Source organism: Terrabacter sp. C0L_2 (genome assembly GCF_036352015.1).
Taxonomy (GTDB): Bacteria; Actinomycetota; Actinomycetes; order Actinomycetales; family Dermatophilaceae; genus Terrabacter; species Terrabacter tumescens.
In genome coordinates this window covers 4,008,611-4,032,204 of record NZ_CP143557.1, presented here as the reverse complement: position 1 = coordinate 4,032,204, position 23,594 = coordinate 4,008,611, and the positions used below count along the sequence as shown (strand labels likewise).

At 73.3% G+C, this 23,594-nt stretch carries 22 protein-coding genes; 16 read left to right on the top strand and 6 right to left on the bottom strand.

Features of this window, described 5'->3' with window-relative positions; genetic code table 11:
* The first annotated feature begins 15 nt into the window (after window positions 1-15).
* Genes U5C87_RS18750 through U5C87_RS18740 form a run of 3 tightly spaced genes read left to right on the top strand, consistent with a single transcriptional unit; the run spans window position 16 to window position 3,355 of the window.
* A complete protein-coding gene (locus tag U5C87_RS18750) occupies window positions 16-1,794 on the top strand; it encodes a proline--tRNA ligase (RefSeq protein ID WP_330473992.1) in 1,779 nt (592 codons plus the stop codon).
* Complete coding sequence (locus U5C87_RS18745) at window positions 1,791-2,576, top strand: HAD family hydrolase (RefSeq protein WP_330473991.1); 786 nt, start codon at window positions 1,791-1,793, stop codon at window positions 2,574-2,576. Before U5C87_RS18750 ends, U5C87_RS18745 begins: the two co-directional genes overlap by 4 nt.
* On the top strand, window positions 2,573-3,355 hold the full coding sequence (locus tag U5C87_RS18740; protein ID WP_030146598.1) for a TSUP family transporter: 783 nt from the start codon (window positions 2,573-2,575) through the stop codon (window positions 3,353-3,355). The genes U5C87_RS18745 and U5C87_RS18740 overlap by 4 nt, the downstream gene beginning before the upstream one ends.
* Before the next feature lie 41 nt (window positions 3,356-3,396).
* On the opposite strand, the gene U5C87_RS18735 is transcribed toward U5C87_RS18740, so the two are convergent.
* Window positions 3,397-4,680: a cytochrome P450 gene (locus U5C87_RS18735; protein ID WP_330473990.1), complete on the bottom strand. Its 1,284-nt coding sequence runs from the start codon at window positions 4,678-4,680 to the stop codon at window positions 3,397-3,399.
* 70 nt (window positions 4,681-4,750) lie between these two features.
* On the opposite strand from U5C87_RS18735, the gene U5C87_RS18730 reads away from it, so the two are divergent.
* From U5C87_RS18730 to U5C87_RS18690, 9 genes are all read left to right on the top strand, one after another.
* Window positions 4,751-5,761: a 3-oxoacyl-ACP synthase III family protein gene (locus U5C87_RS18730; RefSeq protein WP_330473989.1), complete on the top strand. Its 1,011-nt coding sequence runs from the start codon at window positions 4,751-4,753 to the stop codon at window positions 5,759-5,761.
* Window positions 5,758-6,549, top strand: a complete 792-nt coding sequence (locus U5C87_RS18725) for a glycosyltransferase family 2 protein (RefSeq protein WP_330473988.1) — start codon at window positions 5,758-5,760, stop codon at window positions 6,547-6,549. Before U5C87_RS18730 ends, U5C87_RS18725 begins: the two co-directional genes overlap by 4 nt.
* A complete protein-coding gene (locus tag U5C87_RS18720; protein ID WP_330473987.1) occupies window positions 6,546-7,787 on the top strand; it encodes a cytochrome P450 in 1,242 nt (413 codons plus the stop codon). Before U5C87_RS18725 ends, U5C87_RS18720 begins: the two co-directional genes overlap by 4 nt.
* Window positions 7,784-9,364 carry a class I adenylate-forming enzyme family protein gene (locus U5C87_RS18715; RefSeq protein WP_330473986.1) on the top strand — a complete coding sequence of 527 codons (1,581 nt, stop codon included), beginning with the start codon at window positions 7,784-7,786 and terminating at the stop codon, window positions 9,362-9,364. Before U5C87_RS18720 ends, U5C87_RS18715 begins: the two co-directional genes overlap by 4 nt.
* Window positions 9,361-10,323 carry an NAD-dependent epimerase/dehydratase family protein gene (locus tag U5C87_RS18710; RefSeq protein ID WP_330473985.1) on the top strand — a complete coding sequence of 321 codons (963 nt, stop codon included), beginning with the start codon at window positions 9,361-9,363 and terminating at the stop codon, window positions 10,321-10,323. Before U5C87_RS18715 ends, U5C87_RS18710 begins: the two co-directional genes overlap by 4 nt.
* Before the next feature lie 50 nt (window positions 10,324-10,373).
* Window positions 10,374-11,795: a ferredoxin reductase family protein gene (locus U5C87_RS18705; protein WP_330473984.1), complete on the top strand. Its 1,422-nt coding sequence runs from the start codon at window positions 10,374-10,376 to the stop codon at window positions 11,793-11,795.
* Window positions 11,796-11,880: 85 nt separating this feature from the next.
* Window positions 11,881-12,432, top strand: coding sequence for an FMN-binding protein (locus U5C87_RS18700; RefSeq protein WP_330473983.1), 552 nt, complete (start codon window positions 11,881-11,883; stop codon window positions 12,430-12,432).
* Between the two features lie 34 nt (window positions 12,433-12,466).
* Window positions 12,467-13,336 carry an FAD:protein FMN transferase gene (locus U5C87_RS18695; protein ID WP_330473982.1) on the top strand — a complete coding sequence of 290 codons (870 nt, stop codon included), beginning with the start codon at window positions 12,467-12,469 and terminating at the stop codon, window positions 13,334-13,336.
* 415 nt (window positions 13,337-13,751) lie between these two features.
* On the top strand, window positions 13,752-14,159 hold the full coding sequence (locus U5C87_RS18690; RefSeq protein WP_330473981.1) for a hypothetical protein: 408 nt from the start codon (window positions 13,752-13,754) through the stop codon (window positions 14,157-14,159).
* Between the two features lie 70 nt (window positions 14,160-14,229).
* Here the strand turns inward: U5C87_RS18690 and U5C87_RS18685 are convergent, their stop codons facing one another.
* Window positions 14,230-15,027: a response regulator transcription factor gene (locus U5C87_RS18685; protein ID WP_330473980.1), complete on the bottom strand. Its 798-nt coding sequence runs from the start codon at window positions 15,025-15,027 to the stop codon at window positions 14,230-14,232.
* Between the two features lie 64 nt (window positions 15,028-15,091).
* Entirely contained in the window at window positions 15,092-17,083 is a 1,992-nt protein-coding gene (locus tag U5C87_RS18680) for a thioredoxin domain-containing protein (RefSeq protein WP_330473979.1), read from the bottom strand.
* 90 nt (window positions 17,084-17,173) lie between these two features.
* Here U5C87_RS18680 and U5C87_RS18675 point away from each other — a divergent pair, with 90 nt between their 5' ends.
* A complete protein-coding gene (locus U5C87_RS18675; RefSeq protein ID WP_330473978.1) occupies window positions 17,174-17,821 on the top strand; it encodes a hypothetical protein in 648 nt (215 codons plus the stop codon).
* On the opposite strand, the gene U5C87_RS18670 is transcribed toward U5C87_RS18675, so the two are convergent.
* The 3 genes from U5C87_RS18670 to U5C87_RS18660 all read right to left on the bottom strand — a co-directional run bounded on the left by U5C87_RS18670 (window position 17,797) and on the right by U5C87_RS18660 (window position 21,337).
* Window positions 17,797-19,215 carry an MATE family efflux transporter gene (locus U5C87_RS18670; protein ID WP_330473977.1) on the bottom strand — a complete coding sequence of 473 codons (1,419 nt, stop codon included), beginning with the start codon at window positions 19,213-19,215 and terminating at the stop codon, window positions 17,797-17,799. The two genes, U5C87_RS18675 and U5C87_RS18670, sit on opposite strands and share 25 nt — an antisense overlap.
* 131 nt (window positions 19,216-19,346) lie before the next feature.
* Window positions 19,347-20,315: an aminoglycoside phosphotransferase family protein gene (locus U5C87_RS18665; protein WP_330473976.1), complete on the bottom strand. Its 969-nt coding sequence runs from the start codon at window positions 20,313-20,315 to the stop codon at window positions 19,347-19,349.
* Window positions 20,312-21,337 carry a hypothetical protein gene (locus U5C87_RS18660; protein WP_330473975.1) on the bottom strand — a complete coding sequence of 342 codons (1,026 nt, stop codon included), beginning with the start codon at window positions 21,335-21,337 and terminating at the stop codon, window positions 20,312-20,314. Before U5C87_RS18660 ends, U5C87_RS18665 begins: the two co-directional genes overlap by 4 nt.
* Before the next feature lie 132 nt (window positions 21,338-21,469).
* Between U5C87_RS18660 and rimP the strand changes: the two genes are divergently transcribed.
* From rimP to U5C87_RS22695, 3 genes are all read left to right on the top strand, one after another.
* A complete protein-coding gene (rimP, locus tag U5C87_RS18655; protein WP_330473974.1) occupies window positions 21,470-22,075 on the top strand; it encodes a ribosome maturation factor RimP in 606 nt (201 codons plus the stop codon).
* Entirely contained in the window at window positions 22,075-23,130 is a 1,056-nt protein-coding gene (nusA, locus tag U5C87_RS18650) for a transcription termination factor NusA (RefSeq protein ID WP_043415654.1), read from the top strand. The genes rimP and nusA overlap by 1 nt, the downstream gene beginning before the upstream one ends.
* Window positions 23,131-23,248: 118 nt before the next feature.
* Window positions 23,249-23,494 carry a YlxR family protein gene (locus U5C87_RS22695; RefSeq protein ID WP_229674773.1) on the top strand — a complete coding sequence of 82 codons (246 nt, stop codon included), beginning with the start codon at window positions 23,249-23,251 and terminating at the stop codon, window positions 23,492-23,494.
* The last annotated feature ends 100 nt before the right edge of the window (window positions 23,495-23,594 follow it).

Here is a 23,594-nt window from a genome sequence, read left to right as displayed (position 1 = left end):
ACAAGAGGAGACCCGGTGGCCCTGCACATGTCGTCCCTGTTCCTGCGAACCCTTCGCGAGGACCCGGCGGACGCAGAGGTCCCGAGCCACCGGCTGCTCGTGCGCGCCGGCTACGTGCGCCGGGTCAGCCCCGGCGTCTACACGTGGCTGCCGCTGGGCCTGCGCGTGCTGCGCAACGTCGAGAGGATCGTGCGCGAGGAGATGGACGCCATCGGCGCCCAGGAGCTGCTCTTCCCGGCGCTGCTGCCCAAGGAGCCCTTCGAGGCCACGGGACGCTGGACCGAGTACGGCGACAACATCTTCCGCCTCCAGGACCGCAAGGGCGCCGACCACCTTCTCGGCCCGACCCACGAGGAGATGTTCACCCTCACGGTCAAGGACCTCTACAGCTCCTACAAGGACCTGCCGCTCTCGATCTACCAGATCCAGACGAAGTACCGCGACGAGGCGCGCCCCCGGGCGGGCGTGCTGCGCGGACGCGAGTTCGTCATGAAGGACAGCTACTCCTTCGACGTCGACGCCGCGGGGCTCGACAAGAGCTACCAGCTGCACCGCGAGGCGTACGTCCGCATCTTCGACCGCCTCGGGTTCCACTACGTCATCGTCGAGGCGATGGCCGGGGCCATGGGCGGCAGCAAGAGCGAGGAGTTCCTCGCGACCGCCGAGGTAGGCGAGGACACCTACGTCCACTGCACGAGCTGCGGGTATGCCGCCAACGTCGAGGCCGTACGCGTGCCCGCGCCCGACCCCGTCGGCTGGGACGGCGTCCCCGCCGCGCACGCCGAGGACACCCCGGACACCCCGACGATCGAGACGCTCGTCGCCCACCTCAACGAGCGCTTCCCGCGCGAGGACCGTCCGTGGGCGGCCGGCGACACGCTCAAGAACGTCGTCGTGACGCTCGTGCAGCCCGACGGCACCCGCGAGCCGCTCGCCATCGGCGTGCCCGGTGACCGCGAGGTCGACGAGAAGCGTCTCGGCGCCCAGGTCGAGCCGGCCGAGGTCGAGGCCTTCACCGAGGCCGACTTCGCCGCCAACCAGGCGCTCGTCAAGGGCTACATCGGCCCCGGCGCTCTCGGGCTCGAGGGCACGAGCGGCATCCGCTACCTGCTCGACCCCCGGGTCGCCGAGGGCACCCGCTGGGTGACCGGCGCCAACGTCGCCGGTCAGCACGTCATTGACCTCGTCGCGGGCCGCGACTTCACGGCCGACGGCACCATCGAGGCCGCCGAGGTGCGGGCCGGTGACCCCTGCCCGAACTGCGAGCACACGCTCTCGACGGCGCGCGGCATCGAGATGGGCCACGTCTTCCAGCTCGGCACGAAGTACGCGGAGGCGCTCGACCTCAAGGTGCTCGACCAGAACGGCAAGCTCGTCACCGTCGTCATGGGCTCCTACGGCGTCGGCGTCTCGCGCGCGGTGGCCTGCGTCGTCGAGGGCAACCACGACGAGTCGGGCATCGTCTGGCCGCGCGAGCTCGCGCCCGCCGACGTGCACATCGTGGCCGCCGGCAAGGACGAGGCGCTCTTCGTCAAGGCCGAGGAGATCGCCCGCGAGCTCGAGGTGCAGGGCCTGACCGTCCTCGTCGACGACCGCAAGGGCGTCAGCCCCGGTGTCAAGTTCAAGGACTCCGAGCTCATCGGCGTCCCGACGATCCTCGTCATCGGTCGCGGCCTCGCCGACGGCAAGGTCGAGATCAAGGACCGCCGCACCGGTGAGCGCCGTGAGGTCGCCGTCGACGACGCCGTGGCCGCCCTGACCGCCGAGGTCACCGCCGAGATCGAGCGCTCGTGACGGCTTCCCGGCGCCCCGTGGAGGCCGTGGTCTTCGACTGGGGTGGCACGCTGACCCCCTGGCACGAGGTGGACCTCCCGCAGCAGTGGCGGGTCTTCGCTCGCACCGTGCACGGGCTCCCCGTCGAGGACCCCGCCATGCCGGCCGAGGACCTCGCCGAGGCCGACTCGCTCGCGATGCGCATCCACGACGCGGAGGAGCACGCCTGGCGACGCGGTCGGGAGACGCACGAGAGTGCGTCGATCGCGGCGATCCTCGAGGCGGCCGGTGTCGACCCGGAGCACGACCGGCACCACTTGGCGCTCGCGGCATACCAGCGCTTCTGGGAGCCGCACACCCACACGGACGAGCAAGTGCGCCCGCTCTGGGAGTCTTTGCAGCGCAAGGGAATCCGGGTCGGTGTGCTGTCCAACACCATCTGGACGCGCGACTACCACCGGGAGGTCTTCGAGCGTGACGGGGTGCTCGACCTGCTCGACGCCGACGTCTACTCGTCCGAGATCCACGTCGTGAAGCCGCACCCGGACGCGTTCCGCGCCGTGTGCGATGCGCTCGGGGTGGCACCCGAGCGCGCGGTCTACGTCGGCGACCGGATCTTCGAGGACGTCCACGGCCCGCAGCAGGTCGGCATGCGCGCGATCCTCGTGCCGCACTCTGACATCCCGGCGGGCCAGCGCACGGCGGTCGAGGCCCGCCCCGACGCGGTCGCCCACGAGCTGCTCGACGTCGCGGGGATCGTCGCCCTCTGGAACCACGAGGCCCAGGAGCCGGAAGGGGCGTGAGCGACCCGACCACCACGACCCTCGCCTTCCTCGCGGCAGCGGCCTTCGTCGCCGGGTGGATCGACGCCGTCGTCGGCGGGGGAGGGCTCGTCCAGCTGCCCGCGCTGCTCATCGGGATGCCGGGGGCCACGCCGGCGCAGCTGCTCGCGACGAACAAGTTCGGCTCGATCTTCGGCACGGCGACGAGCTCGATCACCTTCTACCGGCGGGTCCGGCCCGACCTGCGCACCGCCCTGCCCATGGCCGCCGTCGCCTACGTCGGCTCGATCGGTGGCGCGCTCATCGGGCTGCACATCCCGAAGTCGGCCTTCAACCCGATCATCCTCGTGCTCCTCGTCCTCGTCGGGGCCTACACGCTCTTCAAGCCCGACCTCGGCTCCGAGTCGATCCGGCGGTTCCACGGTGCCCGCCACACCGTCCTCGCGATGCTGACCGGCTTCGTCATCGGGGCCTACGACGGGGCGCTCGGGCCCGGCACCGGCAGCTTCCTCGTCTTCGCGCTCGTCGGGCTGCTCGGCTACAACTTCCTCGAGGCCAGTGCCAAGGCCAAGATCGCGAACTTCGCGACCAACCTCGGTGCGCTGACGATCTTCGCCCCGATGGGCCTCGTCATCCTCAAGGTCGGCGTCGTCATCGCCGCGGCCAACCTGCTCGGCGGCTACGTCGGGGCGCGCACCGCGGTCGCCAAGGGGAGCGGCTTCGTGCGCGCGGTCTTCGTCGTCATCGTCAGCGCCTTCATCGTCAAGATCGGTGGCAGCCTGCTGGGCTGGTGGCCCTGACCTCCGGTGTCGTCGACTGACCGCCAGCCGGAGGGCCGTCGTCAGGCCCGGGCGACGACGAGCCTGCGGTAGGTCGGGATCAGGACGCGGCGGGCCGGCTCGCGCTCGACGACGGCCCAGGGCCCGACATCGGCCAGCGCTCCGAGCACGACGCGCAGCTCGGCGCGCGCCACCGGCGCCCCGAGGCAGAGGTGGCGTCCGGCGCCGAACCACAGGTGCCGGTTGTCCGGCAGGTAGGGCCGGTCGAGGTCGAGGGCACCGGGAGCGGTGTTGGCGACGTAGGTCAGGGCCAGCACCCGGTCGCCGGCCCGCAGCGTCCGTCCGCCGACGGTGACGTCCCGGGTGACGTGGCGGCCGATGACGGGTGCCGGGGTCGTGACCCGCAGGCCCTCGCGGACGGCGACGTCGAGCAGGTCGTCGCGCTCGTCACCCGTCGCGGCGCAGAGCCGCGACGCCTGGCCGGTGTCGGCGAGCAGGGCCGTCGTCCGCGCGATCGCGCTCGCTGCCGTCTCGGTCCCCGCGACGAGCAGGAGGGAGGCCAGACCCGTGGCCTCCTGCTCGGTGACCCCGAGCTGCCGGCAGCGGCCGAGCACCGTCGTGACCGGCGAGGAGCGGTAGGCCGCGGGGACCCCTGAGGTGAGCCCGCCGAGGAGCTCGCGGGCGCGGGCGACCGTGTGGTCGGAGAGCGTGGTGTCGGCCTGGGTCCCCAGGGCCAGGGCAGCGAGCTCCTCACCACGGGCGAAGACGAGCCGGTAGGCGCCCCAGCCGTCGTCGTCGAGCCCAGCAATCGCGGCCTCGTCGGCGAGGGTCGTCGCGTCGAGGCCGAGCATCGCCACGACGAGGCGTCCGACGAGGACCCTGGCCAGGTCGGCGACGTCCACGGTGTCCCCGTCACGGTCCCCGTCACGCAGGCGACGTCGGAGGACCTCGGTCACCGGTCCCGCGGCCTCCGACACGAGGTCACGGGCTGCGGCCTCGGTGAAGAGGTCGCGGGCGCGGGTGCGCAGCGAGTGGTGGCCCCGGCCGTCGAAGAGGTCCTCCACCCAGTCGCCGAGCACCTGCGACCAGAGGTGCCCGACGCCGCCCTCGCCGAGGAGCGAGGTGGAGCGGTGGTCGACGAGCAGCTCACGGATGAGCGCGGGATCCCGGACCAGCCAGCCGAGGCCGGGCACCCTCACGATCCGCGGGCCGCGTCGGGCGAGAGCGACGAGCAGACCCAGACGGGGGTCGGCCGACCTGATCACGCGGCGCTCGTGACGCGCGGCCAGCCGGTTGCCCGCCGGCGACGACACGGGGTGAGTACGTCGGCTCAGCACGGGCTCCATGGCCTCACCGTAAACTGCCCGCACGGTGCCGGGAGGGCCCGGTCGCCGAGCCAGGGAGGGTCACGCGCGCATGTCCAGTCGCATCGCCGGCGTCAGCGCCCACGTCGCCGAGCACGCCCTCGACGTCGAGCAGGTCGAGGCCCGCATCGTCGCGTCCAGCAGCGGGTTCGTCCCTCCCACCGGCGTGCTCGGACGCCTGACGGGCGTGAGACGGATCCACCACGCCGGCCCGGACACCCAGGCGTCCGACCTCGCGGCGGCGGCCGCCCGCACGTCGCTCGCGTCGCTCGACCTCGAGATCGGCGACGTCGACCTGCTCGTGTTCGCCTCCGCGTCGCAGGACCTCGTCGAGCCCGCGACGTCGCACATCGTGGCCGACCTGCTCGGCGCCCGGTGCCCGGTCATGGACGTCAAGAACGCGTGCAACTCCTGGCTCAACGGCGTCCAGGTGGCGGAGGCCCTGATCGGCATGGGGCAGTACGACCGCGTGCTCGTCGTGACGGGAGAGATGCCGTCGCGCGCGGCCCGGTGGTCCGTGCGCGACGCGGCGCAGTTCGTCGAGTCGGTGCCCGGCTACACGATGAGCGACGCCGGGGCGGCAGCCCTGGTCGAGCGGGCCGCACCGGGCGCCCGAGGCGAGATCCTGCACCGCTGGTTCACCGCCGAGTCCCGGCACTGGTCGGTGGGCCAGCTTCCGGCCGGTGGCACCAGGCACCCGCGCGACGTCGACAAGGGCTACTTCGTCATGGACGGCGCCCGCCTGCGCCAGGCGTTCGACAGCGTCGACGTCGAGGAGATCCACCGCGCGCTCAAGGCCGACGGACTCGGCGTCGAGGACTTCGTCGCCGTCGCCGTCCACCAGGTCGCGATGCCCTACCTCGACGTCTTCGCCGCGCGCCTCGGGCTGCGGCGCGACCTCGTCGTCGAGACGCTGCCCGAGCACGGCAACTGCGCCTCGGCCACGCTGCCCCTCCAGTGGCAGCTGGTGCAGCGGCTCGGTCTCGCCGAGCCGGGGGACCCGGTACTGCTCGTCGGGCTCGCGGGCGGCATCAGCGTCGGCACCATGGCGGTGCGCTGGTGACGGGTCCCGCACCCCTCGGGGCCGGTGACGTCCGGCTCTGGGTCGTCGTCCCGGCCTTCGACGAGGAGGCCGGCATCGCGCGCACCATCGCCGCGCTCGCCGCACAGCACGACCGCGACTTCAGACTCGTCGTCGTCGACAACGCCAGCACGGACGGGACGGTCCGCGCCGTCGAAAGAGCCTGTGCGGCATACGGACTCGGCGTCACGATCATCACGGAGCGGCGCAAGGGCACGGGCGCGGCCTCCGACACGGGGGTGCGCCACGCCATCGCGCACGGGGCGACGCACGTGCTGCGCACCGACGCGGACACGTTGCCCACTCCTCCGTGGACCGCCGTCGGGCGCCGCGCGTTCGCGGCCGGCGCCGACCTCGTCACCGGACCCATGCGGGCCCGCACCGACGAGGTGCGGCTGCGTCCGTGGGAGCGCGTCGTCCTGCCGGGAGTCATCGGCTTCTGCCAGGCGTTCGGCCGCTTCCGCCCGAGCAACCGCTCACCCGGGCTGCTCGGCCCCTACCGGATGAGCCCGGGCTGCAACCTCGGCGTCAGCGCCCGCGCCTACGAGGCGAGCGGCGGCTTCCCCCGCACGGCGATCGAGGAGGTCCACGAGGACCGTGAGCTCGTCAACCGGGTGCGACGAGTCAGCGCGCGCGTCGAGCACCACCGCGACCTCGTCGTGCACGCGTCGGTCCGGCGGCTGCGCGCCTACGGCCTGCTCAACACCCTGCGGTGGTACCTCGACCACGGCCACCGCCCAGACGTCGTCGACGTGCGGGTCGTCGCGTGAGGGCGCTCGCGCCCACCGACCCCGGCAGCCGCTGGGAGTCACGGCTGGTGCGTTCGGCCCACCCCGTGGTCGCCCGCGTGGTCGACTCGGCCGTGTCGCGTCGCGGGGTCGTACGCGTGCCCGGAGTCGGCGTGCTCGTGGCCGACCCGGGGGTGGCTCGGCGGGTGCTGACCGACCCGGACGCCTTCGCCAAGAACGGTCCCGGGTCGTCGGGGGCCCTGTGGACGCCGGTCCTCGGCGAGCGGGTCCTGCTCAACATGGAGGGCGAGGACCACCGCGCCCTGCGTCGCTCGCTGTCCGACCTCTTCTCGCCTCGCGTCGTCCGCGAGGTCTGCGACGCCGCCGCCGGGCCGCTGGTCGCCGCGGCAGCATCGAGGCTGAGGGCGGGTGAGGACCTCGACGTCGTCCGGCTCGCGCGCGAGGTGTCGGCCGCTGCCATCGGGGTCGTCGTCGGGCTCGACCCCGCGACGCCGCCCGCGACGCTGCTCGAGGCGAGCGACGCCATCGAGTCGATGGTCAGCTGGCGCACCCGCGGCTTCGACGACGGTGCCGTCCGTCGGGCGCGCGGGGCGCTAGCCGTCGTGCAGGACGCGGCCGAGTCCGCCCACGCGGCAAGGGAACCCGACACCGTCATGGGCCGACTGGCACGCCAGGGCGCCTCGCTCGACGACGCCCGGTCCCTCGCTGCAGCACTCTTCCTCACGGGCACCGGCACCGTCAGCAGCGCGTTGCCGCGGATCGCCGGGCAGCTCGCCGACGCCGACCTCCTCGCGCCCGGACGGGTCCTCTCCCACGACGTCGACGCCGTCGTCGCCGAAGGACTGCGCATGACGACGCCGAGCCTCGCGACCCTGCGCCGGTGCGTGCACGTCACCGACCTCGGCGGGGTCCGCGTGCGCGCCGACGAGCGCGTCGTCGTGCTGCTGTGGTGGGCGACCCGGCGCGAGGGCGGCTTCGACCCCGGTCGCCCCGCCACGGGCGACCTGCGCCACCTGTGGTTCGGCGCCGGCAGCCACTTCTGCCTCGGGGCTCCGCTCGCCCTCGCCGAGCTGCGCGCGATGACCGCGATGCTGCTCGACGTGGCTGGCGAGCAGGGGCTCGTCGTCTCGTCGCGCCGGGCTGCCCGTCGCGTCCTCGTGCCGCGCTACGCCGAGCTGACCGTGCGGACGCCGAACGGCAGACACGTCGACGGCATGGCGCGGTCGGCGGGGCCGAGCCGATCGGACCGGGCGGCGTGACCCCCCGCGACGACCTCGTCACGACGATCCTCGCGAGGGCCGGTGAGTCGCCACGTCGCGTGGCCATCCGCGACCACCGGGGCCGGTCGGTGACGTTCGGCGAGCTCGGCGCGGACGTCACGCGCGTCGCCGCACATCTCGCGTCCCGCGGTCTCGTCGCCGGGGACGGCGTGCTGCTCGCCGTCCGGCCCTCGCCGCGGGCCGTGTCCGCAGCCCTGGGGGTCGTCCTCGCCGGGGGAGTCGTCGTCGTGGCCGACCCCGGAGCCGGCGAGGCGCTGCTCGACGTGCGCCGCCGGACCGTGCCGGTGCGCGGGGCGGTCTCCGACACCCTCGTGCACGCCGCCACCCGCCGGCCGCTCTCGTCCTTGCTCGGGCGGCTGCCGGCCACATCGGGGCTACAGCTGCCGGACCTGTCGACCCCGGGACTGGTCCACCTCGTCACCGGCCCGCGCCTGCCCGGTGTGCCGAGGTCGGCGACGCGCTGGGAGCAGCTTCCGACCGGCAGTCCGAACCGCAGTCCGACTGCGGCCGTTGGGGATCCGACACGCGACGCGCTCGTCGTGTTCACGTCAGGGACGACGGCCGCGCCTCGGGCGGTCGTGCACACCCTGCGCTCGCTCTCTGCCGGTGTCGAGGCCGCCGTCGTGGCCCTCGAGCTCGACGAGCGTGTCGTCATGCACACCGACCAGCTCATGATCGGGCTGCCGACACTCGTCGCCGGAGCGACGTGGTCGCTGCCGCCCGTCACGGCCACGACGCGGGCCTGGCGGCGGCAGGCCGAGCGGGAGCACGCGACCCACGCGTATGCCGTGCCGGCCAAGATGCTGGCCGCCGCGTCCCGTGGGCTGCCGCCGGCGATGCGGCAGGTCGGCATGGGTGGCGCTCCCGTCCTGCCGGTCACCGTCCGTCGGCTGGGATCGCTCGCTCCCGGCGTGTCCGTGCGGGCGGTCTACGGGCTGACCGAGGCCCTCCCCGTCGCTGTCGCCACCGGGGAGCAGGTGCTCGCGTCGCCGCCCGGCCGCACCTGCCTCGGCCCCCCGCTGCCGGGGGTCTCGGTGCGCATCGAGGCTCCCGACCGCGACGGTGTCGGCGAGATCGTCGTCCGTGCGCCGCAGGCCCGCCACCGCCTCGCGGGCGAGTCCCCGACCGAGGAGGTGCGCACCGGCGACCTCGGCGAGCTCGGCCCCGACGGCACGCTCCTGCTCGCCGGACGGTCCAAGAACATGATCATCCGGGGCCAGGCCAACATCTACCCCGAGCTCGTCGAGCCGCTGCTGCTCGACCGGCTCGGCGACGCCATCGCCGACTGCGCCCTCGTCGGGGTCGCCCACCCCGTGACGGGGGACGAGCGCGTGGTCCTGGCCGTGGTCCCGGTGCCTGGACGGTCGCCGGAGCCGGACGCTGCCACCCTGTCGCGCCTCGTGCTGCGCGCCTGGTCGGGACTCGCGGACGAGGCCTGGCGTCCCGACGAGGTGGTCACGGTCGCGGAGGTGCCGCGCCGGGGCCGCTCGGCGGGCGTCGACCTCGAGGCCCTGCGTGGCCTCGTGGACAGCAGGCGCGAGGGAGCGCCGGCGTGAGGGTGGCCGTCACGGGTGCCAGCGGCTTCGTCGGGGGAGCGGTCCTGGACCTGCTGCTGGCGCGAGGACACGACGTGCTCGCCGTGAGCCGACGCCCCGTGGCCGCGCGTCCGGGCCTCGAGCACCGACAGTGGGACCTCACGAGCGGAGTGTTGCGGGACGCGCCGAACGTCGACGTCGTGGTCCATGCGGCCGCGCACGTCGACGAGTGGGACCCGTGGGCTCTGCACCAGGCCGTGACCGTCGGCGGCACGCGCGCCGTGCTGTCGACCTGGCCCGCCGCACGGGTCGTGCTCGTCTCATCGTGCAGCGTCTACCCGCTCCGGGCCCGGCGACCTCCCCGGGAGGTCCTGACCGAGGACGTCGCACCGACCCGGCGCCACCTGTCGGCGTACTCCAGGGCCAAGGCGGCCCAGGAGCGGCTCGTGCTCGACCGCCACGGCACCGTCGTCCTGCGGCCCCACGCCGTGCACGGCCCCGGCGACCCCACGCTCCTGCCGAGACTGGCCCGCGCACGCAGACGTGGCCGACTCGTCTGCCCGGGCGACCCCGACACCCTCGTCCACCTCACCGACGTCCGGCTCGTCGCCGAGGCGGCCGTCGCGGCCTGCGAGATCCCCTGCGACGCAAGGATCCTCAACGTCGCAGACGCCGAGCCGCTGCGCCTTGCTGCTGTCGCCGCCGGGGTGGCCACCGCCAACGGCTGGACCGAACGGCCGCTGTTCACCGGTGCACCCACCGCGTGGGCCGCGGCGCTCGCCCTGGAGGGCGCGGCACGGCTCCTGCGCTCATCCACGCCGCCGATGCTCACGGCATACGCCGTCTCCCACCTCGCGGTGAGCCGGGTCTTCGCCACGGACCTGCTGCGCCAGCAGCTCGGGGTCGAGCCCCGCGCGAGCGACCTCTCGCGCTGGCGACCCGCCCCCACGCCCGAGGGGGTCGGGGACTCACACGCGTGACATCCTCGTGACACAGCACACGCACAGGATCTGCGCCGAATCTGGGTGCCATGACCTCACTCGCCCTCTCCGAGAGCCGCGACCTCTCGGTGCCGGCCGCGTCGCGGCGACAGGCCCTCGCCCCGACGCCGCGCTGGTGGCGGGACGCGTCCGCCGTGTTCGCCTGGGGAGCCACGCTGTTCGTCGTCGCCCTCTGGGTGGCCGGCGGGGGACTGACCGCCTTCGGCACGCTCGGTGAGAGCCTCATCAACATCGGTCGCCTCACGGGTCTCGTCGCCTCGGTGCTCATGCTCCTGCAGGTGCTGCTCATGGCCCGCATCCCGTTCGTCGAGCAGGCCTGGGGACAGGACGAGCTCGCCCGCGTGCACCGGCTCGTCGGCTTCACCTCGTTCAACCTCATGGTCGCCCACATCGTGCTCACGACCGTCGGCTACAGCGCCGGCACCGACATGGGCGTCATCCCGACGTTCGTCGACCAGGTGCTGCACTCGCCGGGCATGCTCCTCGCCCTCGTCGGCACCGTCGCGCTGGTCATGGTCGTCGTGACCTCGGTGAAGAAGGCGCGGGCGAGGTTGCGCTACGAGTCGTGGCACCTGCTGCACCTCTACGCCTACCTCGGCGCCGGACTCGCCCTGCCGCACCAGCTGTGGACCGGGCAGGACTTCACGTCGAGCGTCACGGCGACCGTGTTCTGGTGGGGGCTGTATGCGTTCGCGCTCGTCGCCGTCCTCGTCTACCGCATCGGGCTGCCGCTCGTCCGGTCCCGTCGCCACCGTCTGGTGGTCTCCGAGGTCGTCGCCGAGTCGCCCACCGTGACGTCGGTCGTCATGACGGGTCGCCGGCTCGACCGCCTGCCCGTTCGCGCCGGCCAGTTCTTCCAGTGGCGCTTCCTCGACGGCCCGGGCTGGACCCGTGGCAACCCCTACTCCCTCTCCGCCGCGCCGGACGGCCGCTCGCTCCGCATCACGGCCGAGGCCGTCGGATCGTCCAGCGCCCGGCTCGCCACGCTCAGGCCAGGCACCAAGGTCGTCGTCGAAGGGCCCTACGGGCGACTCCACGCCGGGGTCCGCACGAGCGACAAGGCCGTGCTCATCGGCGCCGGGATCGGCATCACCCCGCTGCGCGCCCTCCTCGAGGAGCTGCCCGCAGCGCCCGACGGCGTCGTCGTCATCTACCGCGTCGGCAGCCAGGCCGACATCGTGCTCGCCGACGAGCTGCTCGACCTCGCCCGCGCCAAGGGCGGCCGCGTCGTCGCCGTCGTCGGCCACCGCAACCGCGAGCGTGCCAGCTGGCTGCCCATCGAGTCGAGCCACCTCAGCGACGCCGAGGCCCTGACCCGGATCGTCCCCGACATCGCCGAGCGCGACCTCTACGTGTGCGGCAACCCCGCCTGGATGGACACCGTCGTCACCGCCGCCCACGAGGCCGGCGTGCCGCCCGAGGCCGTGCACCACGAACGCTTCACCTACTGACCCCTTCGACCCCGAGCGGACCCGCGACGACGCGACGTACGCCCCGCATCCGCCCCGCATCCGTACCGAACGAATAGAGCCCCCCATGCGACGCATCGTCCTCTGGGCCATGAGCACCCTGACCGTGCTCGTCCTCCTGTTCAGCTACAGCACCTCCCGCAGCTCCTCGGCCCTCGTGGCCGCCGAGACGCGGACGGTGACGACCACGAGCAAGACCTCGGACAGCACCGGCTCCACGTCGGGATCCTCGTCTGCGTCGGCGACCGACTCCTCGGGCCAGCAGCCGACCGACACCTCCGCCACGGCGAGCGGCTCGTCGGGCTCGTCGGGCTCGTCCGGCTCGACTAGCACGTCGTCGGCGGCCAAGACGTACGCCGGTGACGCGGTCATGACGCGCTACGGCAACGTCCAGGTCCAGATCACCGTCAAGGGCGGCAAGATCACCGCGGCCGAGGTGCTCCAGGTCCCGTGGAACGACCGTCACGACCAGATGATCAACTCCGAGGCCGTGCCGGTCTACAACCAGGAGACCGTCGCCGCCCAGTCGGCCCAGATCGACGTGGTCTCCGGTGCGACCTACACGTGGGACGGCTACACCCAGTCCCTGCAGTCCGCCATCGACCAGGCCAACCTGTGACGCACTCTTGAGACAGGCGACCGAGGAGCCCACCATGAGCCGACCCGCGACCCCCAGCCAGCCCGTCCCCTCCACCAAGCCCGTCCTGCCGCTCCAGCCCCTGGAGCCCGTGCAGGGCATACGACCCCCGCTGCCCGCGCAACCGGGCGCGGCTCCCGCGCCGGCCCGGCGCGCCTGGGTGGAGCAGATCATGGGGATGCCGATCTCGATCCACCTGCGCGGCGACGACGTCGACCGCCCCGAGGCGCAGCAGGCCGTCGCGGAGGCCTTCCGGATCCTGCGCGAGATGGACTCGATCTTCTCGACCTACCGCGACGACTCCGACCTCATGCGCCTGCGCCGTGAGGAGGTCCAGGTGTCGCAGTGCAGCCCGCTCGTCGAGGAGGCGCTGCGCATCGGGCAGGAGGCCGAGGTCCTGACGAAGGGAGCGTTCACGACGCTCCTGCCCACGGGTGACGGCGACCTCGCCTTCGACCCGACCGGCCTCGTCAAGGGGTGGGCCGTCGACCGCGCCTCGGTGCCGCTGCGGTCGCTCGAGCGGATCTCCTTCTGCATCAACGCCGGTGGGGACATCCTCATCGGCGCCCACCCCGACATGCCTACGACCGGCCCAGATGCGATCGTGTGGCGCGTCGGTGTCGAGGATCCGCTCGACCGGCAGCGGATCGCGAGCACCCTGACCCTCGCGCGGGGAGCGGTGGCGACGTCCGGGACCGCGGCGCGGGGAGCGCACCTCTACGACCCGCACTCGCGCGAGCTCGTCGGGCGCCCGGGGTCGGTGACCGTCACGGGTCCTACTCTGCTGTGGGCCGACATCTGGGCGACGGCGCTCTTCGTCGGCTCGGACAGCACGAGCGAGGCCTTCGCCACGAGCGCCACGGACTACCTCTCCACCGCCCTCTGAGTCCGAGGCGCAAGGACAAAAGGAGCACGGCGTAGCGAAGCGGAACGGGCTTGCGAGTTTCTTGCGCAAACCATGCGTGCGACGGGCTTCGGCCCTTGCAGTTGGCCCGGCAGAGTCGTCTCTGTCAGCAGCAGCGGTCGGGGGACCGCCGGCTGGCACAGAGACCTTCGGGCGAGTGCCCGCCGATCCGGGGAGAGGAGCGCCATGACCGCCAGCACCGACACTGACCCTGCAGTGAAGGAGCGCGGTCCCGGCGCCCGCCCCGGACGGCGGGCCCACTCGAGGACTCCGTGGGGGGGAGGTAGCAGGAACGGGGCGGGCCACCTGGTGGGAGGCCGGCCCGCCCCGGTCCAGCTCGTCGCAGGGCGTCCGCGCCGCGAGAGCTCCCTCGCCCGAGGCGTCATCGGCGCCGACCGTGGCCGCTGAGCTGCTCGTGGGCCCGGTCTGTCCCGGACTCACGGCAGAGGAGCTCGACCCGGGCGCGCTGAAGCGCCTCGCCTCGGAGCTGGAGAGCGAAGAGCTCGCCCGTTCCATCGCACAGACCTACCTGCGGATGCTCGAGGCGCGACTGACACGCGCCGCCACCGCTCTGGACCGCCGCGACGAGGTTGCCGCCATGGACGTCCTGCTGAGCCTTCGCGTCTCCTCGGCCACCGTCGGACTCGCCCGGCTCGAGTCGGCCGTCCGGTGCGTCATCGACGCCGTGCGCCGCGGCGAGCACGATCTGGCGCGGGAGCGCGGTGCCTCGATGCTCGCGCTCGCGACGGGAGCGCGCCGAGCGCTGCGTGAGCACCTCGACGGAGCCGTCGAGAGTCCGGTCTGACCGGTCCACCAGTCTGACAGGTCCCGACCCGTCCGACGGTCCAGGGCGCCGGGCCCGGCCGCCCGCGACGTCAGAAGGCGTCGGGCTCCTCCATGCGGTAGCCCACGCCGCGGACGGTCCGGATCGGGGCTCGCGTGCCGTCCGGGCCCAGGCGGCTGAGCTTGCGGCGCAGGTTGCCGACGTGCACCTCGACGAGGTGCTCCTCCGACCATCCCGGCCCCCAGAGGCTGTCGAGCAGCACCGCGCGCGACCACACCCGGCGCGGAGCGCTGAGCAGGGTCGTGAGCAGGTCGAACTCGGTGCGCGTGAGGTCGACCTCCTGCTCGTCGACCGTGACGACGCGACCCTCCGGGTCGACCGCGATGCGGCCGTGGCGCACGAGCGGGTGCTTCGCGTCGACGGTCGACTCCGCCGCTCGGGGCGCACCCTCCGTGGCAGGAGCCGGGACCGGGGCGACAGGGCCGGCTCCGTCGGCGGCGCCGTTGGACCCTCCCGTGCGGGGACGGCGGAACATGGCGTTGACGCGGGCCTGGAGCTCGCGAGGGCTGAACGGCTTGGTGAGGTAGTCGTCGGCACCGATCTCGAGGCCCATGAGGCGGTCGATCTCGTCGGTGCGCGCACTGATCATGACGACGTAGGCCTGGCTCACGTCGCGGACCCGGCGGCACACCTCGATGCCGTCGAGGTCCGGGAGCCCGAGGTCGAGGGTGACGAGGTCGGGGTCCGTCGCGACGACGAGCTCGAGACCGGCCTGCCCGGACGACGCGGTGGACACCGCGAAGCCCTGCATCGTCAGGCTGTGCGTGATGAGCTCACGGATGTCGTCGTCGTCCTCGACGACGACTGCGGTGCGTGCGGAGCCCATCATGCGGTGATTCTTGCAGAATGCACGGGTTTGGCCGGACAGATCCGCAAGATGGGCGGTTCGCGCCTCACCCGTCGGCCGATGGCCGGCCGGCCCGCAGCTGCTCGACGAGCACCTCGGGGTCCGTCGTCGGCAGCTCGCACACCATGTGACGACAGACGTATGCCGCCGCGTGGCCGTCCACGAGCGGGCGTCCGGCGAGGAGCGGGACCCCCACCGCATCCGACGCGCCGCGGACGACGACGAGACCCGGGCTGGGGGAGCGCCGCGCCACCCGCTCGAGGGCGTCGGCGTCAGCCCCGGATCCGACGACCGCGACCTGCAACGGACCCGAGACGAGTGCCTCCGCGACGGCGAGGGACCAGCCGCCGAAGCGGGGCTCGCGGACCGCCAGGCCGAGCCCGGCGGCGGTCGCCCGGGCGCCGGCGTCGAGGGTCTCGGGGTCCCCGGTCACTGCGCCCAGGGTCACGAGCGCCCCCGCGAGAGAGGACTGCCCGGCCGGCTCCGCGTTGTCGGCAGCACTGCGTGGACGCAGGTAGAGCGGCTCGGCGGCGCTTGCCGTGTCGTGGAAGCCTCCGTCATTCGCGGCGAAGTCCTCGGCCCGGTGCAGCACCTCGCGGGCCGCGTCGAGCCAGCGACCCTCGCCGGTGACCTGGTGGAGCGCCAGCAGTCCTTCGGCGAGGTTGCCGTGGTCGTCCGCCACGGCCCGGGCCGCGCCCACGCGACCGTCGCGGGAGGCGCGCCGCAGCTCGCCGTCGACGACGTGGACGTCGAGCACGTGCGCGGCGCAGGCGGAGGCAGCCCGCACCCAGTCCGCCCGGTCGAACGCGCCACCTGCATCGGCGAGCGCACCGATCGCGAGGCCGTTCCACGAGGTGACGACCTTGTCGTCGCGCCCGGGCTGCGGCCGTGCGGCCCTGGCCGTCAGGAGGCGGGAGCGGACGTCGTCGAACCAGCCGCGGTCGGCGGGCTCGGACCTCAGCTGCAGGGTCGACGCACCGTGCTCGAAGGTGCCCTCCGGCGTGACGCCGAACAGCTCGGCCGCACGGGGCCCGTCGTCGCCGAGGACGTCGGCGAGCTGGGCGGGTGTCCACGCGTACGTCAGCCCCTCGACGCCGTCCGCGTCGGCGTCGAGCGACGAGGCGAAGCCGCCCCCGTCGCTCGCGAGGTCGCGAAGGAGGAAGCCGACCGTCTCGAGGACGACCCGTCGGGCCAGGGGGTCGCCGGACACCTTCCACCACGTCGTGTAGGCGCGGAGCAGGAGGGCGTTGTCGTAGAGCATCTTCTCGAAGTGCGGCACGACCCAGCCGGCATCGACGGCGTAGCGCGCGAAGCCCCCGGCGAGCTGGTCGTAGAGGCCGCTGCGGGCCATCGACTCAAGCGTGCGGGACGCCATCTCGAGGGACGACGTCTCGCCGGTGCGCGCGTGGTGGCGGAGCAGGAACTCGAGGACCATCGACGGTGGGAACTTGGGGGCGCCCCCGAATCCGCCTGCGGTGCGGTCGAACTGCCGAGCCAAGAGCTCCACCGCGCCCGACAGCGCGCGGGGCTCGACGGCATACGGCCTCGGGGGCTGGAGGGCGTCGGCCAGGCTGGTCGCGATGTGCGTGCCGGACGCGCGCACCTCCTCCTCACGGGTGCGCCACGCCTCGTCGAGCGCGGTCAGCACGCGCAGGAAGTGGTCACGCGGGAAGTAGGTCCCACAGAAGAACGGCTCTCCCTCGGGCGTCAGGAAGACCGTCATGGGCCACCCGCCGTGGCCCGTGGTCGCGGTCACCGCGGACATGTAGACGGCATCGATGTCGGGTCGCTCCTCGCGGTCGACCTTGACCGACACGAAGCGCTCGTTGAGCGCCGCGGCCACCGCCTCGTCCTCGAACGACTCGTGCGCCATGACGTGGCACCAGTGGCAGGCGGCGTAGCCGACGGACAGCAGGACGGGCACGTTGCGCGCGCGGGCCTCGGCGAAGGCCTCCTCGCCCCACTCCTGCCAGTCCACCGGGTTGTCCCGGTGCTGCAGCAGGTACGGGCTGGTGGCGGCTCCGAGGCGGTTGGGCATGGATCCACTCTCGCGCACGCCGGCCGGAGACGGACGACTGGTGCGTCACAACCGGGCGCCGACCATACCCCCTGGGGTTAGGTTCGTCGTATGGCAGGACGTGCTCGCAACCGGGGTCGGCGTCGTGGCTGGGCGGCCGCGCTCGCAGCCGGCGTGGTGCTCGCCGGGTGCTCGACGACCACCGTGTCGATGACCCCGGGCAGTGGCATGGGCAGTGGCACGGGCAGGGGCACGGGTGGCGGCATGAACGGTCTGCGCGCGACGCCGACCCCGGGCGCGCACCTGGCGGCGCCGCTGTCGTGCGCCGCCCCCGCCGACCTGGCCGGGGAACGCGTCACGGTGACCCTCGTCGACATGGGGATGTCGCGAATGATGGGCGGGGTCGCCCCGATGGGCTCGCACATGCTTCTCACCGCTGCACCCGCGACGGTCCGCAGCGGTCGGGTCAACATCGTCGTGGACAACACCGGGTGGCGCACCCACGAGCTCGTCGTCCTGCCGCTGGCCGCAGGGGCCTCGGCGGGTCAGCGTGTCGTCCGGTCCGACGGCACGGTGGACGAGGCCGGGAGCCTGGGGGAGGCGTCGGCCTCGTGCGCGGCCGGCGAGGGCGACGGCATCGCGTCGGGCAGTGTCGGCTGGGTCACGCTCACCCTGGCGCCCGGTCACTACGAGCTGGTCTGCAACCTGCAGAACCACTACGCGAGCGGCATGCGTCAGGAGCTCGTCGTCACGTCCTGAGGCTGTGCGGGGCCGGTCGGTCCCGCCGCCTTGGCGACGAGGACGTCCCAGCGCACGCGCCTGGCCCGCCACGTGAAGATCGCGAGCTTGGCCAGCTCCTCGAGGATGCGGGCGACGAAGATCCCGACGTAGCCGAGCGGCGTGTGCAGCCCGAGGACCACGGCGAGCGGCAGCCCGATGGCGAAGGCCCCGACCACGTCGCCCATGATGACGCCGCGCACGTCGTTCGCGCTGGGGAGCACGCCCGCGCCGACGATCATGTTGCGCACCTTGACCACCTGGAAGGCGGCGTTGATGAGGATGCCGACGCCAGCCATCGTGCGCACGTCGCGGCCTGCCTCGCCGAAGAGGACGTCGAGGAGCAGCACCGACACGGCGAAGAGCACTCCGAAGACGACGGCCGTCCCGATGCCGGCGCGCGTCAGGCGGCGCACCCAGGCCATCGCGTCGGTGACGTCACCGCGCCCGACCGAACGCCCCACGAGCGTCGTCGTGGCGCTCATCAGCCCGATGCTGCCGACGACGAAGACGCCCTCGAGCGTCGTGACGATCTGGGCGGCAGCCAGCGCCTCGTCGCCGAGCTGCTGGAAGACGACGTTGTAGAGGAAGGTCCCGACGGTCCAGAACAGCTCGGTGACGCCGAGCGGCAGGGCCAGGACGAACAGCGGCACGATGACGGCCCGCCACTGGCGCAGGCTGTCGGGCAGGCTCCAGCCCACGACGCCGCGGCGCCCGTAGGTCATCCACAGCAGGATGAGGGCCTTGGCGACGGCGGTGACGAGGGTCGCCCAGCCGGCGCCCGCGACGCCGAGCGAGGGCAGTGGGCCGAGCCCGACGACCAGGGAGTACGCGATCACCGAGTTGGCGACGACCGTGACCATGGTCGCGATCATCGGGCTCGTCGGCCGTCCGGCCGAGCGCAGCACGCCCGACAGGATCGCGCTGAGCATGACGGGCAGGGTCGCGAGGACGGTGAGGCGGAAGTAGTCGGTGCCGGCCGCCGCGACCGAGGGCGAGGCGCCGACGAGACCCATGAGGTGGTCGGCGAAGAACCACGGCACGACGGAGACGACGACGCCCAGACCGACGGCCACGAGCAGCGCTGCCGTCACGGTGTGGTCGAGGGCGTCACGCCGGCCGGCGCCGTGCGCGCGGGCCACGAGGATGCTGACCGACGTCCCGAGACAGCCGAGCGTCACGGCGAGGATGAAGGTCAGGCTGTTGGAGAAGCCGACGGCTGCGATGGCCGTTGCGCCGAGGCTGCCCACGACGATCTGGTTGACGAAGTTCAGCACCAGCATGAGGACGAACTCCATGCTCACCGGCACGGCGATGCGCGCGATCTCGCGGGCCGGCGTCGGCGGGGCCGGGCGACGGTCGCGGGAGGTGGGCATGGCAAGGCGAGGCATGCGAGTGCCTTTCGACAACGAAGGGGGGAGCGCGACACAGGCTACGGCGTCCGACAGTCGGAGTCGAAACGATTTGATCCCGGCCCGTCGCGCACCGGTCGCGACGGGCCCCGACGTCAGTCGTTCATCGCCTTGATGATCGTCACCGCGAGGCTGATCCGGTCGTGCGCCCACGCGTCGTCGGCCGGGCTCGCCGCGAGCCCCTCGGCGGCGTCGAGGGCGTTGTCGGCCTCTCGGACGATGGTCCACGCCCGGGCGCGTCCCTCGTCGAGACCGGCGCGCTCGCAGATGATCTCGAGGCGTCGGCGCAGGGACCACCGCACCTCCGATCCCGTGCCGAGCTCGTCGGCCCGGTTCCACAGTGCGGGCGCCACCTCGAAGGCGGGGTCGCCGGCCATCGGCTTGGGGTCGATGGCCAGCCAGGGGGAGCGGTAGGCGGCGAGCACGTTCGTGTAGTGCAGGTCGGTGTGCAGCAGCCGGTCCTCGGACGGTGCGCGGTCGGTGAGCTCCTTGGCGAGTGCCGCCGCCTGGTCGAGGTAGCGACGCGGCAGCACCGCAGGTGCGGCGCGCAGCTCGTCGGCCTGACGGAGGGCGTATGCCGTGAGGCTGGGGACGCGTGGGTGTGGCGGTCGCCGCAGGACAGCGAGGAGGTCTCCGATGACCCCGCACGCCTCGTCGATGTCGACGCGCATCAGGTCGCGGGTGTGCAGCCGCTCGAGCAGCAGCGCGAAGCGCGAGGGGTCGGCGCGCACGAGGCGCACGGCGCCGTGGCCGTTCCACGTCTGCAGGGCGAGGTGCTCGGTGGCCGCCTCGGGGTGGGGCCAGGAGATCTTGAGGACCCCCTCGCCGCTGACCCCGACGACGTCACGTCCCGCCCCGAGGAGGCGCACCGGGATGGCGACGGCGCAGACACCGCTCGAGCTGCGGCCGATGGGCTCGAGCTCCCACTCGGCGAGCAGGTCGCGGATGAGACCGGGGAGCGCGTCGAGCCAGTCGTCACCCGACTCGTGCCCGTCGGGCTCGTAGGCGCTGACGGCATGGGCGAAGTGGGCGGGGATGAGGTCGTACATCGGGTCGTAGCTCATGCCGAGGCTCCCGGGAAGGCGGTCAGGGGCACGCGCCAGTCGACGGCGAGTGCCTGGAGGTGGGCGCTCCAGCGGGCCACGTCCTCGAGGGCGGCAGCGTCAGGGAGCGTTCCCATGAGCTCGGTCGAGGCGTCCACCGCCGACGACAGCGTCTCGGTCGCGAGGCGGCGGGCGGCGTCCGGGCTGGTGACCGGATGGGGCAGGGCCCAGCCGGCGGGCGTCGTCGAGCTCGTGCCGGAGACGGCGATCTCGAGGCGGACGAGGGCCTCGAGGGTGTCCTCGGCCTGCTGCCGCTGGTCCCCGACGCTCTGAGCGGCGACGACCTCGAAGGCGTAGACGAGTGGCTGGGTGCGGGCGACGACGGCCGGCCGGGCGGTGCTGGGCGAGGCCAGCGCGACCTCCCGGCCCAGCAGCACGGCGCCGGCCAGGCGCTCTGACCAGGCGGCCGCCAGCAGGTCGCGGGTGCCGGCCGTCGCGGCGGCGAGCTCGGCCCAGTCGTCCCGGTCGAGCGAGTCGAGCAGCGCGGCCAGCTCCGTGCGGGTGCGCACGGGCGCACCGGCCTCGGGGGTCCCCGAGGTGGTGGGGGTGGCCGTGCTCCCGGGTGTGGGCGTGCCCGTCGGGGCTGCTGACGGGGACGCGCTCGGACCCCGCGCCACGGCTGCGGCGATGACGGCGGTCGGGACGCCCGCGTTGGTCAGGCGTCCGCGCAGGACCCGGAGCTGCTCACGGCTCACCGTGCGCAGCTGCCGGACCAGGGCGCCGCCGTCCTCGCCCGCGAGGACGGACGTCTCCGCCGCGACGACGCGCGAGAGGTCGGCCACGGCATGCAGCAGGAGGGCCTCGTCGGGAGCGGGGCGCCGAGTCGGCACCGGCGGGGGAGGCGGCGGGACGTCGAGGCGAAGGCCCCGGTCGACGAGCACGGCGAGAGCGGCTGCGCCGGCTCCCAGCGCGAAGAGACGCCGAGGCGGACGACCCATGCCGTCCATCACCCGTGACCCGGGTCCACGGGTGTCGCCGTCCATGCCGAGATCTTCGCACGCGGCCGGCGGTCGGCGACGACGCCCCGGCGCCGATAGAGTGGAGGCACGCGGCGTCCGTCGTGCCCTTCGGGGTGTCGGCGCCGGACATTCGAGAAGAGCAGGAGGCGTCGACTGATGAGCACGGCCCAGGAGATCAGAGCGACGCTCGAGCCGGTGCTGGCGCCCCTCGGGCTCGTCGTCGAGGACGTCTCCGTCTCGCCCGCCGGCAAGAGGCGGCTCGTGCGCGTGCTCGTCGACTCCGACATCGCCGACCTCGACGTCGCCGACACGACCAGCGCCGTCCCGCCGCTGTCGCTCGACGCCGTCGCCGACGCGACGAGGGCCGTGAGCGACGAGCTCGACGCGAGCGACGTCATGGGCGAGTCGCCCTACGTCCTCGAGGTGTCCTCGCCCGGCGTGGGCCGTGGCCTCACCTCGCGCGACCAGCTCCGGCGCCAGGTCGGCCGCCTCGTCGAGGTCGCCCACCAGGGCGGCAGCGACACCGGCCGCCTCGTCGAGGTGGGCGCCGACTCGCTCACCCTCGAGGTCGCCGCGACGAAGAAGACGCCGGCGCGACGGCTGACCCTCGAGCTCGACACCGTGCACCGCGGCACCGTGCAGGTCGAGTTCAAGCGGTCCGACGCCGACACCGACCCAGATCTCGGGCCGGACGTCGAGACCGACGCCGACCCCGACACCGACGAATCGGACGAGACGTCCGCCCTGGAAGGGGACCACTGATGGACATCGACCTCGCAGCCCTGCGCGCCCTCGAACGGGAGCGCGACATCAGCCTCGACGTGCTCATCCCGGCCATCGAGCAGGCGCTGCTCGTGGCCTACCACCGCACCGACGGCAGCCAGCGCATCGCCCGCGTCGAGCTCGACCGCAAGACGGGCCACGTCATCGTGTGGGCCCGGGAGGAGGGCGAGCTGCTCCCCGTGACCGAGGAGGGCGAGCGCCCGCAGCGCGGCGAGCCCGGTCCGGAGTTCGACGACACGCCGGTGGGCTTCGGGCGCATCGCCGCATCGACGGCCCGCCAGGTCATCGTCCAGCGACTGCGCGACCTCGAGGACGAGGCGATCCTCGGGGACTTCAAGGGCCGTGAGGGCGACGTCATCTCCGGCATCATCCAGCAGAGCCAGGACCCCCGGAACGTCCTCGTCGACTTCGGCACCGTCGAGGGCATCCTGCCGCTCGCCGAGCAGGTGCCGGGCGAGAAGTACGTCCACGGCGAGCGCCTGCGGTGCTTCGTCGTCAGCGTCAAGCGCGGCCCCAAGGGGCCCCAGGTCGGCCTGAGCCGCACGCACCCCAACCTCGTGCGCACGCTGTTCAAGTTCGAGGTGCCCGAGATCGCCGACGGCACCGTCGAGATCGCGGCGCTGGCCCGTGAGGCCGGGCACCGCACCAAGATCGCGGTCCACAGCAAGGTCGCCGGGGTCAACGCCAAGGGCGCCTGCATCGGCCCGATGGGGGCGCGCGTGCGGGCGGTCATGACCGAGCTGCGCGGCGAGAAGATCGACATCGTCGACTACGCGGACGACCCGGCCACCTTCGTGGCGGCCGCGCTGTCGCCGGCGCGGGTCCAGTCGGTCGAGATCGTCGACGCGGCGGCCCGCGCGGCACGCGTCGTCGTGCCGGACTACCAGCTCAGCCTGGCCATCGGCAAGGAGGGCCAGAACGCCCGCCTCGCGGCCAAGCTGACGGGGTGGCGCATCGACATCCGGCCCGACACCGAGGCCGGGGCCGCGTCCGGCCCCCGTGGCGGCGCCGGGACCACCCCTGACGACGTCTGAGCGGCCGGGAGGCGGCCCCCGTGGAGCGGGCGGTCGCCCGGACGCGGTAGACTTGTCTGTGGCCGACCGGACTGGACTCCGTGCTGAGCCGTCCCGCACCTGTGTGGGATGTCGAGGAATGGATAGCTGGTCGGCCCTGCTGCGAGTGGTCGCGGTGACGGACGGAGACGCCGGAGGCAACCCCCCGGTCACGCTCCGCCCCGACCCTCGGCACCGGATGCCGGGACGCGGTGCATGGATGCACCCGACCCCCGACTGTTTCGAGCTGGCAGTGCGCCGCAAGGCGTTCGGACGTGCCCTGCGCCTGCAGGCCGCGGTCGACGTGAGCGCGGTGGCACGACACCTCGGAGTCCAGCACGAGTAGCACGCACTGGTGCTGCCCCTTGCGGGTTGCACCGGATCAGTCAGAGATCAGTCAACGAACCACAAGGCGGGTTGAAACGCTATGAGCACCCGATGAGTAC

What these genes read in the sequence shown, in the direction of transcription:
- U5C87_RS22695 (WP_229674773.1), top strand. Translation starts at nt 23,249, where the DNA reads ATGGATAGCTGGTCGGCCCTGCTGCGAGTGGTCGCGGTGACGGACGGA.
- U5C87_RS18675 (WP_330473978.1), top strand. Translation starts at nt 17,174, where the DNA reads ATGGCAGGACGTGCTCGCAACCGGGGTCGGCGTCGTGGCTGGGCGGCC.
- U5C87_RS18665 (WP_330473976.1), bottom strand. Translation starts at nt 20,315, where the DNA reads ATGAGCTACGACCCGATGTACGACCTCATCCCCGCCCACTTCGCCCAT.
- U5C87_RS18680 (WP_330473979.1), bottom strand. Translation starts at nt 17,083, where the DNA reads ATGCCCAACCGCCTCGGAGCCGCCACCAGCCCGTACCTGCTGCAGCAC.
- rimP (WP_330473974.1), top strand. Translation starts at nt 21,470, where the DNA reads ATGAGCACGGCCCAGGAGATCAGAGCGACGCTCGAGCCGGTGCTGGCG.
- U5C87_RS18695 (WP_330473982.1), top strand. Translation starts at nt 12,467, where the DNA reads ATGAGCCGACCCGCGACCCCCAGCCAGCCCGTCCCCTCCACCAAGCCC.
- U5C87_RS18670 (WP_330473977.1), bottom strand. Translation starts at nt 19,215, where the DNA reads ATGCCCACCTCCCGCGACCGTCGCCCGGCCCCGCCGACGCCGGCCCGC.
- U5C87_RS18700 (WP_330473983.1), top strand. Translation starts at nt 11,881, where the DNA reads ATGCGACGCATCGTCCTCTGGGCCATGAGCACCCTGACCGTGCTCGTC.
- U5C87_RS18730 (WP_330473989.1), top strand. Translation starts at nt 4,751, where the DNA reads ATGTCCAGTCGCATCGCCGGCGTCAGCGCCCACGTCGCCGAGCACGCC.
- U5C87_RS18705 (WP_330473984.1), top strand. Translation starts at nt 10,374, where the DNA reads ATGACCTCACTCGCCCTCTCCGAGAGCCGCGACCTCTCGGTGCCGGCC.
- U5C87_RS18685 (WP_330473980.1), bottom strand. Translation starts at nt 15,027, where the DNA reads ATGATGGGCTCCGCACGCACCGCAGTCGTCGTCGAGGACGACGACGAC.
- U5C87_RS18735 (WP_330473990.1), bottom strand. Translation starts at nt 4,680, where the DNA reads ATGGAGCCCGTGCTGAGCCGACGTACTCACCCCGTGTCGTCGCCGGCG.
- nusA (WP_043415654.1), top strand. Translation starts at nt 22,075, where the DNA reads ATGGACATCGACCTCGCAGCCCTGCGCGCCCTCGAACGGGAGCGCGAC.
- U5C87_RS18660 (WP_330473975.1), bottom strand. Translation starts at nt 21,337, where the DNA reads ATGGACGGCGACACCCGTGGACCCGGGTCACGGGTGATGGACGGCATG.